The 15,223-nt window shown below is 55.0% G+C and carries 12 protein-coding genes; 1 reads left to right on the top strand and 11 read right to left on the bottom strand.

Annotation, left to right across the window (positions count from 1 at the left end):
- Positions 1-10: 10 nt before the first annotated feature.
- The 10 genes from B142_RS0101265 to dapB form a co-directional block, all read right to left on the bottom strand.
- A complete protein-coding gene (locus tag B142_RS0101265) occupies positions 11-385 on the bottom strand; it encodes a helix-turn-helix domain-containing protein (protein ID WP_018119725.1) in 375 nt (124 codons plus the stop codon).
- A gap of 165 nt (positions 386-550) precedes the next feature.
- Positions 551-1,093 carry a CinA family protein gene (locus tag B142_RS0101270; RefSeq protein ID WP_018119726.1) on the bottom strand — a complete coding sequence of 181 codons (543 nt, stop codon included), beginning with the start codon at positions 1,091-1,093 and terminating at the stop codon, positions 551-553.
- A 3-nt stretch (positions 1,094-1,096) separates the two neighbouring features.
- On the bottom strand, positions 1,097-1,657 hold the full coding sequence (gene pgsA / locus B142_RS0101275; RefSeq protein WP_018119727.1) for a CDP-diacylglycerol--glycerol-3-phosphate 3-phosphatidyltransferase: 561 nt from the start codon (positions 1,655-1,657) through the stop codon (positions 1,097-1,099).
- A gap of 36 nt (positions 1,658-1,693) precedes the next feature.
- Entirely contained in the window at positions 1,694-2,710 is a 1,017-nt protein-coding gene (locus B142_RS11505) for a TerC/Alx family metal homeostasis membrane protein (protein ID WP_081604902.1), read from the bottom strand.
- Positions 2,711-3,004: 294 nt separating this feature from the next.
- Positions 3,005-6,316, bottom strand: a complete 3,312-nt coding sequence (locus B142_RS0101285) for an FtsK/SpoIIIE family DNA translocase (protein ID WP_018119729.1) — start codon at positions 6,314-6,316, stop codon at positions 3,005-3,007.
- 85 nt (positions 6,317-6,401) lie between these two features.
- Entirely contained in the window at positions 6,402-7,028 is a 627-nt protein-coding gene (locus B142_RS0101290; RefSeq protein ID WP_018119730.1) for a TIGR03085 family metal-binding protein, read from the bottom strand.
- A gap of 65 nt (positions 7,029-7,093) precedes the next feature.
- On the bottom strand, positions 7,094-9,310 hold the full coding sequence (locus tag B142_RS0101295; RefSeq protein ID WP_018119731.1) for a ribonuclease J: 2,217 nt from the start codon (positions 9,308-9,310) through the stop codon (positions 7,094-7,096).
- Positions 9,311-10,219 (bottom strand): 4-hydroxy-tetrahydrodipicolinate synthase, encoded by a 909-nt coding sequence (gene dapA / locus B142_RS0101300; protein WP_026167736.1) that lies wholly within the window; start codon positions 10,217-10,219, stop codon positions 9,311-9,313.
- Positions 10,220-10,277: 58 nt separating this feature from the next.
- Positions 10,278-11,033, bottom strand: a complete 756-nt coding sequence (gene thyX / locus B142_RS0101305; protein ID WP_018119733.1) for an FAD-dependent thymidylate synthase — start codon at positions 11,031-11,033, stop codon at positions 10,278-10,280.
- Between the two features lie 3 nt (positions 11,034-11,036).
- Positions 11,037-11,786: a 4-hydroxy-tetrahydrodipicolinate reductase gene (gene dapB / locus B142_RS0101310; RefSeq protein WP_018119734.1), complete on the bottom strand. Its 750-nt coding sequence runs from the start codon at positions 11,784-11,786 to the stop codon at positions 11,037-11,039.
- Positions 11,787-11,933: 147 nt separating this feature from the next.
- Between dapB and B142_RS0101315 the strand changes: the two genes are divergently transcribed.
- Positions 11,934-12,659: an AMIN-like domain-containing (lipo)protein gene (locus tag B142_RS0101315; RefSeq protein WP_018119735.1), complete on the top strand. Its 726-nt coding sequence runs from the start codon at positions 11,934-11,936 to the stop codon at positions 12,657-12,659.
- 89 nt (positions 12,660-12,748) lie between these two features.
- Here B142_RS0101315 and B142_RS0101320 read toward each other — a convergent pair whose 3' ends face one another.
- Positions 12,749-15,055 (bottom strand): polyribonucleotide nucleotidyltransferase, encoded by a 2,307-nt coding sequence (locus tag B142_RS0101320; protein WP_018119736.1) that lies wholly within the window; start codon positions 15,053-15,055, stop codon positions 12,749-12,751.
- Positions 15,056-15,223: the final 168 nt, after the last annotated feature.

Genomic DNA, 15,223 nt, shown 5'->3' on the forward strand with positions numbered 1-15,223 from the left:
AGCAGCAAGCCTAAGACTGCGAAGCAGGCTCCGCGGCGGCAGGTGAGGTTTGCGCCAGCTCTTGATCAACGGAAGTCATTGCCATATTTCCGGCGGCTTCAATGAGCACATCAGCCACAGTTGCATTCAGGGCATGGCAGACCGACGCAAGAAGTTCCGAAGAAACTTCTTTGCGCCCACGCTCAAGCTCGGAAATATAACCAGGCGAAACCCGTGCCGCTTTCGCCAGTTCACGCAACGTAACACCTTTATCAGCGCGGAAGGCACGCAGCGCTAAGCCCAAAGCCTGCCGTAACAGAGGCTCTGGCTTAGCCAAACGCTCGTGATATGCGGTGGTTTCTCCGGTGATAATCGGAGTATCAAGTACTACTGATTGAGTTGCCATCACTTATTCCAACGATTCGAGTTCATATTTTGTTCCCACCTCATGGTGTGGGATCACCGGCTAGTATACAACGGCTTTAAACACCGAGACTCTAAATTCCAGACTTAATCGAACAAATCAGCGATCTACTACGTCGATCCAATAATTACCTTAAATAGCAATCGACTAGACGGTAGAAAGCACAGATAGTAGTAGTCGCAACGCAGCTCGAACTGAGTTTTCACGCACCTGTCCGCGCGTGAGATTCGGCCATTGGTACAACTGCACTGCTGACGATGCAGATGTCGGCCCCGCGACCGCAATGTAGACATCACCAGCAGCACGCCCATCAGCCGGACCAGGCCCTGCCACACCAGTAAGAGATACTGCCCAATCAGTCCTGCATGCCTTGCGGGCACCGGCAGCCATCGCTTGCGCGCACTCGGCAGACATTACCCCGTAGCGCGTGATCAGATCACGATCCACGCCGGCCAGCAGCACCTTGAGGGCGGCAGAATAGGTAACTAGCCCTCCTTGCAAAACAGCAGATGCCCCGGGTATATCTGCAAGGCGCGCTGCCACTCCACCTGCCGTCAGCGATTCACACGTCGCCAGGGTTTGGCTTCGGGATTCCAACAGCTCCAGCACTGCGCGGGCATCACCATCTCGTGCATCGTCGCAGGCATTATCGCGGCAGTCCCCAGAGTATGCAGTTCGAAATGCTGGCACGATTTAATTCTCCCGCTGTGAATCACGCAAATAGGCAAAGCCGGTCCATACAGTCACGACGACGGCAGCCAGCATGACCAATAGCGTCGGCGCGTCCATCCAGCTTGGCAGCGGGCATAGGTAGAGTGCGACGGCGAGCGCTTGCAGCGCGGTTTTTAGCTTGCCTCCTTGGCTAGCTGGGACTACCTTTCCACGACGCAAAAGCGCAAAGCGCCAGACGGTGATGCCGAATTCACGGATTAAAATAACGACCGTTATCCACACCGAAAGCTCACCGATAATATTCAAGCTCACCAACGCAGAAGTCATCAGTGCTTTGTCGGCTATCGGGTCAGCAATCTTGCCGAAATTTGTTACCAATCCGCGTGCTCGCGCGATGTCACCATCGAGCTTATCGGTAATCATGAGCGCGACAAAAACCAAGAACGCCGCCCGCATCCAGCCAATTTCGGTGCCCCCGCCCGCTAGAACGAGCCACACAAAGACCGGGATGAAGGCGATCCGCAAACTCGTGAGAACGTTTGGGAGATTTAGGTTGGACGGCTTCGCAGCTGGGGTACTCACACTCCTGATCCTACCCCGTTCCGATTCACCTTTTGCCTAGACCCCCGGCCGATGTTTACGCGTATCAATTGCACCTTGTGCGACATCCCGGCGAGATTTGATCACCGAGGCAACCACTGTCACTACCAGCGTCAAAACAATAAAGATTAGTGAGCCTACTGTGGATATCTCTGGCACAGACAAGTTTTCTCCACCACTGATAAACGGCAGATTATTTTCGTGCAACGCATGCAGCAGCAGTTTGATACCGATGAATCCCAAGATGACACCCAAACCGTATGCCAAGTAAATCAAGCGATCCAGCAAACCATCAAGCAAGAAATATAATTGCCGCAAGCCCATGAGGGAAAAGGCATTCGCCGCGAATACCAAATAAGCCTCGGTGGTAATTCCGTAAATTGCCGGGATCGAGTCGAATGCAAACATGACATCCACGAAGCCGATGGCCAGAAGTGCGACCAGCAGTGGAGTGACCGCCAGTTTTCCTGCGTTACGCACGACTAAACTATCGCCCTGGTAATCCTTCGTGACCGGCATGACCTTACGGATCATTTTGATGGCCAGCATGTCATTTGGATGCGTTTCCGGTTTGTCACGGAACTCATCGACTACCAGCTTGATGGCGATGTACAGCAAAAAGATCGCAAATACGTAAAAAATATCTGACCAAGCAGAGATAAGCGCGGAACCAGCAAGGATAAAGATCAAGCGGAAAATAAGGGCGAGAACAATGCCGATCAACAATACCTTTTGCTGGTACTGCCTCGGCACCTGAAATGCACCAATAATCAGGGCAAACACAAAGAGGTTGTCAATCGACAATGCCTTTTCGGTCACATAACCAGTGAAATATTCAATGCCGTGTTGCGCATCCCATCCGAACCACACGACAACGCCGAACAATAAGGCGATGCCGATATAAAACGCTGACCAGAAACCAGCCTCTTTCAGCGTGGGCGCATGGGGCGTGCGAACGTGAGTATAGAAATCAAATATGAAAAACCCAGCGATAGCTGCGATAGTAATCAGCCAAACAACAAGTGGTACTCCCACCACGACCTCCGGTCAGCATGTAGATGGACCAGAGGTCTCTCCTACCCACAACCCGCACACGGACAACACAGAAACAGTCACGCATTGCGACGCACTAGCTGTTACCGTCATTGCTGTTCGAAGAGCTCAAAACTTTATTGTGCTCCCTCATGCCGCGTGGGGTGGACCGACAGAACCGGGCGCCAGCAAAGCCGCTGCCACCGTGTTGACGATTACTGTCGCGTTGAGGATACTCCCCTCCATGGACTGCTCTACAGTTTAGCGCACTCCAAAGCGAACCCCGATAATCACGCTTTAAAACGCCGATGAGGTGGGGTTATAGGACGCCTTAGATACTTGAGGCGCTCCCGTACCATCTGATGAGTCATCCTCGGCAGCTTCAGCAAAGTGCGCTTCCTGTTCTTGTACTTCCTTCGGAGCCTCAGCTGGATCCGCACCTTTGATCATCCAAATGGTCGTATCCAGCTCTTCTGGTTTAGTCAACACTTCGCGGGCTTTCGAGCCTTCTGAAGGGCCGACGATTCCACGAGTTTCCATCAAATCCATCAAACGACCAGCTTTGGCGAAACCGATACGCAACTTCCTCTGCAGCATCGACGTGGATCCCAGTCCGGAGGTTACAACCAGCTCGACGGCCTCCAGCAAGTCATCCATGTCCTTACCGATGTCGTCGTCAATCGCCTTCTTCGCCTCAGCTTGTTTATCCTCGGTCACGCCCTCGGTATAGTCCGGCTCCCCTTGCGCCTTAGCCGCTTCTACCACGGCATAGACCTCGTCATCGGAGACAAAAGCACCCTGCATGCGCACTGGACGTCCCCCCTGTGGGATGAACAGGCCATCACCCATACCAATCAGTTGTTCGGCACCGGTCTGGTCCAAAATCACGCGCGAGTCCGTGGACGACGACGTCGCAAATGCCAAACGCGATGGCACGTTGGTTTTGATCAAACCGGTAACCACGTCGACCGACGGGCGCTGGGTGGCCAATACCAAGTGGATACCCGCCGCGCGCGCCTTCTGCGTGATACGCACGATCGATTCTTCAATCTCTTTCGGCGCGGTCATCATCAGATCTGCCAACTCATCAACGACACACACAATGAATGGATAAGGTTCCATCACACGTTCAGAGCCCGCAGGTGCTTGCACCTGACCGGTACGGACCTTGTGGTTGAAGTCTTTGATGTGACGGACCCGCGCCGACCGCATGTCCTGATAACGCTGCTCCATTTCTTCCACCAACCACTGCAACGCGGCCGCAGCCTTCTTTGGCTGGGTGATAATTGGCGTGATCAGGTGTGGAATACCCTCATAAGGAGTCAATTCCACCATCTTTGGATCCACCAAAATCAAGCGCACATCATCCGGAGTCGCACGCGTGAGCAACGAGACCAGCATGGAGTTAACAAATGCCGATTTACCAGAACCAGTCGAGCCGGCAACAAGCAAGTGCGGCATCTTCTGAATGGACGACGAGATAAATTCACCTTCGATATCTTTGCCCAATCCAACCAACGTTGGATCCTCGTCGCCAGCGATAACCTCAGATTCCAGAACGTCACGCAACCGCACGATCTCACGATCAGAATTTGGCACCTCGATGCCAACTGCTGATTTGCCCGGAATTGGCGCCAAAATACGCACGTTTCCTGTCGCTACCGCGTAAGCCAGATTGGACTGCAGGTTGGTAATCTTGCTGACTTTCACACCTGGACCCAGCTCAACGATATAACGCGTCACTGTCGGGCCGCGCGTGAAACCAGTAACTTCTGCATCTACCTTGAACTCCGCGAAGCAGGCATCGATGGCTTCAATAGTGCGGTCATTAGTCTCGGTGCGCGTCTTCGGTGCGCGACCCGGCTCCAACAATCCCGGTGATGGAATCGAATATTCAACCGGCTCAATCACCGCTTCCGTATTCAACTCCGTTCCGTCAGCCGGTTCCGCGTCGATGACCTCTGGCATTGTCTGCGCAGTGTGCGGAGTGTGCGAAGCCTTTGCCTGAGGTGCCTGCGATACCGGTTTCTTCTGTTGCTGCAAACTATCATGCGCTTGGGCGACAGCATCGCGAGATTCTGCTGAAAGCACCTCAGTGTGTTCCGAACCAGCGCTGGTAGAAGAGTTATCCGAACCGGCACGCGAAGAATCGGGTACTGCTTGGATCTCATCGGTATCACTCATAGACGGTGCACGCCGTGTTCCCGCAGTAGACGCCGAGGATTGCTCGCTACGTGCGTGTACGGCAGTATTTCGCAAAACCTCAGTCTGTTCTTCCCGCCCGTTATCCAACGCCGATTCGCTAGGTGCCTTGTGCCCAGCATTGTTTAATTGCTCGGCGGCTGGCGCAACAGCGCCCGCAGCATTCACAGGTGCTGTCCCGCGGCCCGCAGAACGAGCGGGGGGTACGACGGGTGTCGCACGCAAGGGTGCGCGACGACGTGGCGTGCGAGGACTTCCGGAAACGATGGCATCGATGTCCTTATCAACGTGGCCATAGGCATCATCTAGCTCTGTGGAAACCTCAGCACTTGCTTCAGTGTCGCCGGCATTGCCAGAAATTGCCTCGCGAAGGTATTCAGCGAATTCTTTGACGGTGATCCCAGTGACTTTCAGGGCTCCGTAAATAATTACCAAAATCAGTAAAGGCACCGCTACATAAGAACTAAATCCGGCAGCTAGGGCACCACCTGTCCACGCCCCGAGTGCACCCCCGGCGACAAATCGTTCCGCCCAAGAATCTGGTGCACCAGAAAACAGGTGAATTAGCCCCAGCATCGACACCACAATCAAGCCGGTACCAGCGCTGACGCGCACGCGGTTTTCTAATGCCACTCGCTTTCCAGAGAACAGAGCTGCCGCGGCAACCACCAGAGCCACGGGAATCACAAAAGCGCCGGCCCCAAGTACTGCATGGGTAGCTGTCGCGATTCCACGCCCGATGAATCCAGCGATATCAAGCCAGACCGAGGCCCCCAAGACTATGGCGATACCAATTAAGACCAACGCGATGGCATCGGAGCGCGACGACGGGCCACTGGTAGCCTTCTGCGCTGTCGATACCTCATCGCCGAGTTCGTCAGTATCTGATGTCTCGGGGTTCGAGCGAACCGAAGACTCCGTTTTCTTCGCCGGTTTTTTCTGCTTCACCGAACTATCAGGGGTATCCGCAGAATAGAGGTCCTCATCAAGTTTTCCGTGGCTGCCTCTATTCGCTACGACATCATCGTCATATTCGGCATACTCGTCGTAGTCTTCATCGGATTGTCCAATATTGCCAAACTTCGTCAGCGCTTCAGCGGTTTTGGAAAAAACTGCCCCAATCCCTGAGCCGACTGCGCGAAATGCGCTACCCGTACGTTCGTGCGAGGTGTTCGCAGCGCGATGCGAAGAGCCAAATACCGCCGTTTCTGGATGTGTGGGTTCCACCTTTGTCACCGAGTCCCGCGTGGGCTTGCCACCAGCTCGTGTCGACGCAGCGCTGCCGCTCGGCTTAGTCTCCGTGCGGCTGGTGCGGCTGCGCGGCGCCGGGCGGGTGGAATTGGAACGGGCTTTTTTGCGCTCACTACCACCTCGAGTATTGCGTGGGCTGGTGGACTTCACAGACATGCCCCATACCCTAATACCTCAATGCTCATTTTTCCCAAGCGCCACACCATTTACGCGAATGAACTTACATATCTGTAAGTCAACTCTATAAACTAGACCGAACAATTTTCGCCGTATTGCCGCTCGTCTCAACATCAACAGTATCCCTACCAAAGACCCACAACACGAGCTCTCCAATATCACCGGACACGCGGGCGACAGCATCACCTTGGTCAACCACTCCCCGCGCACCACCAACAGTCAGGGGAGCTAAGTTCGTTGGGCTCAATATGACCGGTAACTCCGAATGCCGAAGCAGCACCTTCGCCAGCAACGACAATGACTTGGATAAGGCAGCAGTCGCTGTTGCCTCAAGTACACGTGGGCTCCACGACGAGCGGGCGCGACGAACATCTTCATGGTGAACGAAATGCTCAGCTGCATTCATTGTGCGATCAGCAAGCCGGAGCGGTGAGAATTTCGGCGGGCCGGCGCGCCAGTGTTCTACCAACTGCGCATAATCCTGCTTTTTGACTTTATTCTGTACGCTCGCGAGGTGATTTTTCAGCGGCGAGATGACCATCCCCGCAGCAGCATCGGGGCGATGTTCACGTACCCATAAATGCGCAGCCAAATCAGTAGTCGTCCACCCAGCGCACAAGGTTGGTGCTTCTGGGCCGACTTCGAGGAAAAGGTCGGCCAATAGCTGACGTTCAGAATCAGAAAAAGACATGGCCCCAGGTTACCCCGGGGCCATGTTCCATCTGAACTATCTACGCAGGCTAAAAAGCCAGAGGATTAGATAGATTCACGTGAGTTATCTACTTCCTCATCATCCACGATCTCGATCTCAGAGGCCATTGGAACGACGGTTGGCAGAATCACTGGCTCACGCTTCCAATTCTGCTCAATGAAACGAGAGACCTTGCGACGAAGCTTCTGCACCATGCGGTAGGTATCGTTTTCGCCTTCTGCGGCCAAATCATTCATGGTGTTATCCACCAATTCGACTACCTGCGGAATAAGCGCACGATCGTCTTCTGCAAAGCCTGTGGTTTCAACGCGTGGGCGCTCCAGCAACTGTGAGGTGCGGTTGTCGACCACACAGGTAATCGACACCACACCGCCAGCCCCGAGGCTGGTGCGATCGGCGAGGGTGTCGGCGTCCACGTTGCCCATGTTCACACCGTCGACGTAGAGGTTACCAACGGTCTTTTGGCCCACCACTTCGGCTTTGCCGTTCGCCATGTCAATAACCACGCCATTTTGTGCGAGCATAACGCGCTCACGCGGCACGCCGGTGGAGATCGCCAACTCCTTATTTGCGCGGAGATGGCGCCACTCACCGTGAACCGGCCAGGCGTTTTTCGGACGCGCGGCGTTATACAGGAACAAAAGTTCACCGGCATAACCATGGCCTGACGAGTGCACCTTAGCATCCGCGTTGGTGATCAATTCCGCGCCGATTTGCGACAGCATATTGATCACACCGAAAACTGCTTCTTCGTTACCCGGGATCAGTGACGATGACAGGATAATCAGATCTCCTGCACGCACCGTGATCTGCCTGTGCTCACGACGGGCCATCCGTGACAGCGCAGCCATCGGTTCACCCTGTGTACCGGTGGTAATCAACATGGTCTTGTGCGGAGCCATCTTCGAGGCTTCCTCGATCGGAATGATGGTGCCCTTTGGTACGCGCAGGTAACCCATCTTTTCGGCAATTTCCATGTTTCGCAGCATCGAACGTCCGTTGAACGCAACCTTGCGGTGCGAAGCAACAGCAGCGTCAATGGCGGCCTGAACGCGGTACACGTTCGAGGCAAATGATGCAACGATCACGCGGTTTTTTGCAGACTGCACGATGCGCTTCAGTGTCGGTGCGATATCAGCCTCGGTAGCCGAGACCCCCGGCACCGTGGCATTCGTAGAATCGCACAGCATCAGATCGACGCCTTCATCGCCGTACCGCGACAAGGCTGGCAGATCCGTCGGACGGTTATCCAACGGCGTCTGGTCGAGCTTGATGTCACCGGTATGAATGATCGATCCAGCAGGCGTGTTCAGCATGATGCCCAATGCGTCTGGGATCGAGTGGTTAACTGCCCAGAACCGGCACCGGAACGGGCCGTAATTCACGTCCGATTTTTCATTAACTTCCACCAGCTTTGGTTTCTGGCGGTGTTCTTTTGTCTTTGCCGCGATCAGTGCCAGGGTGAATTTGGACGCGACGATTGGAATATCCGGACGTAGCTTAAGCAACCACGGGATAGCACCGATGTGATCCTCGTGGGCGTGAGTCACGACCAATGCTTCGACTTTGTCGATCTTTTTCTCGATCGGCCCGAAGTCCGGCAGGATCAGGTCCACGCCTGGCTCTCCTGACGAGGGGAACAGCACGCCGCAGTCGATGATCAACAACTTGCCGTCGTATTCAAAAACGGTCATGTTACGGCCGATCTCCGAGATACCACCCAGAGCATACATACGCAGCGTGCCTTTTTGCTGCTGCGGCGGCTCGGGCAAACGCTTCGTTAGATCAGCACCTTGCATCGACTTCGGGACGTTACGACGTCCACGGTTGTTTCCGCCTTGGTTATTTCCACCCTGGCCGCCACCGTGGTTGTTATTACCGCCACGACCCCGGTTCGAGCGCCCACGAGAACCGCGGCCGCGTCCCTTACCGGAATTGTTGCCTCCACCTTTGTTGTCTTTGTTATTTCCGGACGCGTTGTCGGCTGAATTATCTCCCCCGGATTTTTTATTATCCGACTTATTCGACTTGTCCTGTTTTTTGGACTTGTTCGAGTTCTTGTGGTTCTGGTTGTGGTTACCGGAACCAGCAGACTGCGAGCCACCGGAGTCTGGGGTGTTCTCTGGTGGCTTAAACGACGGGTTCGGTGCAGTTTCGGCAGAACTGCTGTTCTGCGACAAGGATTGCGATACAGTTGCAGCGTCCTCCGGCGGCCCCGCCTTACGGGATACTTTCCGGGAACGAGTGCGAGATTCAGTCATCTATAAGACTCCAGCTTGGTCCAAATCACGGCGCAGCCCAGCCACCTGCTCGTTGTCTAGCGGAACGAGTGGCAACCGCGGCTCGCCTACGTCAATGCCCTGTTCACGCAGGGCTGCTTTAGCAAAATTGGCGCCGCCCAAGCGATGTTGTGCTCGGATTAACGGCGTTAATACAGTTGTGTGGATCTCTCGCGCACGCGCAAGATCTCCGGTGTCGTATGCGTCATAGAGCTCACGCAAAGCTTTCGGTGCAGCGTGTCCGATTACGGAGATAAACCCGCTTGCACCAACCGACAACCATGGCAGGTTTGCTGGGTCATCACCCGAGTACCATGCCAGGCCGGTTTCTTGAATCAGATTGCAAGCAGCATGCAGATCGCCTTTTGCGTCTTTCACTGCTTGGATGGTGGGCAGCTTGGCGAGTTCAACGATAGTTTCCGACTCGACCGGGATGCCCGAGCGTCCAGGGATGTCATACAAGCTGATGGGCAGGTCCGTAGCCTGCGCAACTGCCGTGTAATGAGCGATAAGGCCTGCTTGGCTCGGCTTCGAGTAATACGGAGTCACGACCAAGAGAGAATCTGCCCCCGCAGCCGCGGATTTCTGAGCGAGATCAATCGTGGTAGCCGTATTATTCGTGCCGACGCCGGCCATGATCTTGGCACGGTCGCCGACCTCATCTTTGACAGCTTTGATAAGAGCAAGCTTCTCCTCCACCGAGGTGGTGGGTGACTCTCCAGTGGTACCGGAAACCACGAGGGCGTCCAAGCCATTATCCACCAGGTGAGCGGCTAGTTTTCGTGCAGCGCCAAGGTCCACAGCGCCGTCCTTATCGAACGGGGTCACCATGGCAACACTGACGCTGCCGAATGTCTCGACTCCAGTCTTGACTGTCAAACCTGTGCTCATGCTGGTCTAGGTTACCCGTTAACCACGTCCAACTGAGAACCGGCGCGCCTTTGCGCAGTTAAGCATAGGGGCTCACAGCCATGTGGGTGCCATCGGAGAGCGTACTGACGTGGAAATCCGAAAACAGTGACGGGGCCTGTTGGTGCAATAAGCGCAAGCATTCCACGGCGAGCCTGCGCATCTCCACGTCGGCGTGCTCACTAGCCCGCGCACCAATGAAGTGGCGCCATGCGCGGTAGTTGCCAGTCACTACGATGCGAGACTCGGTGGCATTCGGAAGCACCGCACGCGCCGCCTGTCGGGCTTGCTTTTTGCGTAACAATGCATTCGGCTCGTCGGCAAGCTTATCTTCCAACGCAGCAAGCAACTCGTTGTACACAAACCGGGAATCATCGACTGCCTGTTCCACCAAGCGAGATAATTCGTCGTCCTCGGCCACGGCATCAGGCATCACAAACTGTGCATCCCCGGAATGCACAAATCTCTGGGAGAGTTGGCTAAACGAGAAATGTCGGTGCCGAACGAGTTCATGCGTGACCGAGCGCGAGATGCCGCGGATATACATGGTCGCGGTAGCATGCTCCAGCAATGCCGTGTGACCAACCTCCATGATGTGGTGCAGATAGGCGTCATTAGCTGCAGTATGTGGGTTGGGCTTGTCAAAAGTTTCGTAGCACGCCCTGCCAGCGAATTCCACCAATGATTCAGCAGCCGTCGCTGTCTCATCGACCTGCCACGCGTAGTCGAGATCTGCGGGCGGGAAAAATTGCGTGGCTGCGAGAAGATCGACTTTCAGTTTCTTGGCAGTAGCCATGGATTAGTTCAGGCCTAAAAACTTATCGAGGCCAACTGTCAAGCCGGGATTGTCTTTAATCTGACGCACACCGACGAAGACACCGGGGACAAACGAGGTTCGGTCATAAGAATCCTGACGGATCGTCAGAGACTGGCCGTGCGCGCCAAAAATCACTTCTTCGTGCGCCACCATGCCCCGGGTGCGCACCGCGTGCACTGGCACCCCGTCAACGTTGGCGCCGCGAGATCCGTCGAGTGCTTGTTCTGTGGCATCCGGCATGTCTGGCATATTGGCTTGCCGACGCGCTTCTGCGATGCCCTGTGCAGTATGGATGGCAGTACCAGACGGGGCGTCGAGTTTCGTCGGATGGTGGTATTCCACGACCTCAGCGGTCTCAAAGTACTCCGCCGCCTGCCGGGCAAAGTGCATAGTCAAAATCGCAGAAATTGCGAAGTTCGGGGCAATAAGTACGTGGCCTGCACCATCGGCCTGCGCCCATTGTGCAACTTCTTCCAGCCGGTCCTGATCAAACCCAGTAGTGCCCACGACACAGTGAATCCCCCGCGCGAGGCAAAATTGCAGATTGCCCATGACCACGCCCGGCTGCGTGAAATCAACCACGACTTCGGCTTGGTTGTCCACCAAAGCCTCCAAGCTGTCATCCCTGTCTAGTGCTGCCACCAGCTCTAAATCATCGGCTGCGTTAACTGCCTCCACGATTGCACTGCCTACGCGGCCGTGTGCTCCGAGTACGCCAACTTTAATAGTCATTATTGATCCTTATATGCTTCCCACCGACCCGACACCGGGGCGGATTAACGGTTCTTTCTGTTGATCCAATTATCTCGTTACCTAATTGTATCGACAGTGTTGCGCAGTTTCGCCGAATGCGTTCGGAATAACCGATAAACTGGGTATATGAACACTTCTCGGAAATTTCTTAGCCTGGCGGCTACCGTAAGCGCTGCCGGTTTAGTGCTTGCAGCCTGTGCATCTGCTGACGATTCGAATGGTTCCGCACAGCGTCCAACCAGCACGGTAACTTCTACGTCACCACAGCCATCTGAGGCGGCGGATTCGACTACTCCGAATGACGAACGCTCCAGCACTGCTGAAAAGCCCGAAGACGAAGGTGCGGCTGATACTTCCCGCACTACCGCCGCCCGCGGCCAGTCCTCGGCACAACCTGCCGGAGCGAAAATGTTAGGCACACCGTCATTGGAAGACCGGCAGGATCTGCCGGCTGACTACGGAAACCTGAGTCCAACAGATGTCCGCGTGGGCTCTCACCAAGGCTTTGACCGAGTCGTGTTCGAGTTCGAAGGCACCGGAAAACCGGGCTGGTTTACCCGCTTGACCGAAGAGCCAGCGCAGCCGGGCTCGGGTTTTCCCGTTGAATATGCGGGAAATATCGCTCTAAATGTCGCGATTGAAGGCACCCCCGCCCCGATTGATCCCGAGAAACAGGCAAAATGGATTGATATAAACGCCCAATTTCCTGGCGCTGGGTCCGTAACCGAGGTGAAACTCGCCGGGGCCTTCGAGGGGCAGTCGGTCTTCGTTATCGGCTTGGACAAACCGCGCCCATATTCCATTACGCGGTTAGAAAACCCCACCCGAGTCGTGGTCGATATTCAAAAATAGCGGCAGGCATGCCGAAACACCCCAAGGCCAGAAAAACCAGATCAGGTATCGTGCCTTGGGGTGCCCTTGGTGTTTAGCCAGGAAACTCCCTAGTCTTCTTCGACCGGCACCAACGAAATCTTGCCGCGATCGTCGATATCAGCGATTTCCACCTGGACCTTGTCGCCAACGTTGATTTCGTCTTCCACTTTCTCGATACGCCGGCTGCCACCGATCTTCGAGATGTGCATCAAACCATCACGTCCTGGCATCAGCGAGATGAAAGCGCCAAAAGCAACAGTCTTGACGACGGTACCCAAGAAGCGCTCTCCCACCTTCGGCAACTGTGGGTTGGCAATGGCGTTGATCTTTTCCACAGCGGCATCGGCTTGATCGCCGGTAGCAGCCGAAACATAGACAGTGCCATCATCTTCGATGGAAATTTCTGCACCGGTTTCATCGTGGATGGCATTGATGGTCTTGCCCTTCGGACCGATCAATTCACCGATCTTCGATGCTGGGATGGTCACCGTCACTACGCGTGGTGCGGTTTCTGCCATCTCATCTGGGGAATCGATAACATCTGCCATCGTGTCCAAGATGGTCAACCGCGCCTCGCGAGCCTGTTCCAGCGCCTGGGCTAACACGTCAGAAGGAATACCATCCAGCTTCGTGTCTAATTGCAGGGCGGTGATGTAGTCCGGAGTACCGGCCACCTTAAAGTCCATATCGCCGAAAGCGTCTTCCACACCGAGGATATCGGTCAAGGTGACGTGGCGTTCCTCACCGTCGACCTCACCAGAAACCAGGCCCATGGCAATTCCTGCCACCGGTGCCTTCAGGGGAACGCCAGCATTGTACAGAGACAACGTCGAAGCACACACAGACCCCATAGATGTCGAGCCGTTAGAACCCAATGCTTCAGAGACTTGACGGATGGCGTAAGGGAAATCTTCCCGTGATGGAATCACTGGTGCGACGGCGCGCTCTGCAAGGGCACCATGGCCAATCTCGCGACGCTTCGGCGACCCGACACGACCAGTTTCGCCAGTCGAAAATGGTGGGAAATTGTAATGATGCATGTAGCGCTTGGATTCTCCCGGCGACAGGGAATCAACACGTTGCACCATCTCCAGCATGTTCAGCGTGGTGACACCCAGGATTTGGGTTTCGCCACGTTCGAACAATGCGGACCCGTGTGCGCGCGGAATCAGCTCAACTTCCACTTCCAGATCACGGATATCCGTGGTACGGCGGCCATCCACACGGTAACCGTCACGCAAAATCTTTTCGCGAACGATTTCTTTCTGCAGTGCATTGTAGGCAGCCCGGATTTCGATCAGAGCATCATCATCGTCGATGTCATACTCATCCTCGATATCGTCGGCAAGATCCTCATCCCACTCGGCGATATAATCATTGATGGCTTCCTCACGGGCGTTTTTCTCGCCGATTGACAGGAGCTTATGCAGTTTCTTACGTGCCTTCTTGGAAACCTCGTTGTAAACCTCGTCGGAATATTCCACGAACAACGGGAATTCCGCGGTTTCTTTGGCGACCTGGGCAGCCAAATCCGCCTGTGCCTGACACAGGACAGCAATAAACGGCTTTGCGGCCTCCAAGCCTTCCGCGACGGTGGCTTCGGTGGGAGCCGGTGCACCCGCAGCCACACGGTCCGCCACGTTCACGCCAGCGCCTGCTTCTACCATCATGATGGCAACGTCGCTGCCCGCTGACTTGTTGCCTTTCGAGACACGACGGCCCTTCTTGTGACCGCCGTCTTTCTTTTCCACGATTCGCCCGGCCACAACCATCTCGAAAAGAGCTTCCTGGTGTTGCTGATGGTTCGGGAAAGCGACCCACGCTCCTTCTGGGTGCTCGTCATCAGCCAGCAAAGCAATACGTACGGCACCAACGGCACCAGAAACCGGCAGACCAGAAATCTGTGTCGCGGCGGAAGCACCATTGATCGCGAGAACGTCGTAGTATTCACCCGGTGCTATCGACAGCACGGTATTGACGTTTTGCACTTCGTTACGCAGACCTTTAACGAAAGTCGGGCGCAGTGGGCGGTCGATCAAGCGACACGCCAAAATTGCTTCGGTGGACGGGCGACCTTCACGCCGGAAAAAGCTGCCCGGAATGCGGCCAGCCGCATACATACGCTCTTCCACGTCCACTGTCAGTGGGAAAAAGTTGAGTCCCTCTTTGGGTTTCGACGACGCGGTGGTCGTCGACAAGATCATCGTGTCATCATCTAAATACGTGGTGACCGATCCATCGGCCTGGCGGGCTAGTTGGCCGGTTTCAAATCGGATGGTGCGGGTTCCGAAATCCCCGTTGTCGATCGTGGCTTCTACGCCATTGATTCCGACTTCTTCATCAAAAAATTTTTGCACAGCCTTTGTGCTGCTCATACAAACTCCTTGCTCTTGCGAGAGCTCGTTCGTCGTGACGATCATCGTAGCCGTCATTTAATCTTTGTCTGTTAAGGAAAATCTTGCTTCAGAAAGAGAAATTCCTAAGAGGTATTCCTGGCAGATTTTTAAGCCAAGACCACCTTAGCATGCGGAACCGACATAAAG

This window comes from Corynebacterium propinquum DSM 44285 (assembly GCF_000375525.1).
Classification (GTDB): domain Bacteria; phylum Actinomycetota; class Actinomycetes; order Mycobacteriales; family Mycobacteriaceae; genus Corynebacterium; species Corynebacterium propinquum.

Bases quoted from the DNA above. Each gene is read 5' to 3' on its own strand.
- B142_RS0101265 (WP_018119725.1), bottom strand. From the start codon at position 385: ATGGCAACTCAATCAGTAGTACTTGATACTCCGATTATCACCGGAGAA.
- B142_RS0101285 (WP_018119729.1), bottom strand. From the start codon at position 6,316: ATGTCTGTGAAGTCCACCAGCCCACGCAATACTCGAGGTGGTAGTGAG.
- B142_RS0101290 (WP_018119730.1), bottom strand. From the start codon at position 7,028: ATGTCTTTTTCTGATTCTGAACGTCAGCTATTGGCCGACCTTTTCCTC.
- B142_RS0101295 (WP_018119731.1), bottom strand. From the start codon at position 9,310: ATGACTGAATCTCGCACTCGTTCCCGGAAAGTATCCCGTAAGGCGGGG.
- dapA (WP_026167736.1), bottom strand. From the start codon at position 10,219: ATGAGCACAGGTTTGACAGTCAAGACTGGAGTCGAGACATTCGGCAGC.
- thyX (WP_018119733.1), bottom strand. From the start codon at position 11,033: ATGGCTACTGCCAAGAAACTGAAAGTCGATCTTCTCGCAGCCACGCAA.
- dapB (WP_018119734.1), bottom strand. From the start codon at position 11,786: ATGACTATTAAAGTTGGCGTACTCGGAGCACACGGCCGCGTAGGCAGT.
- B142_RS0101315 (WP_018119735.1), top strand. From the start codon at position 11,934: ATGAACACTTCTCGGAAATTTCTTAGCCTGGCGGCTACCGTAAGCGCT.
- B142_RS0101320 (WP_018119736.1), bottom strand. From the start codon at position 15,055: ATGAGCAGCACAAAGGCTGTGCAAAAATTTTTTGATGAAGAAGTCGGA.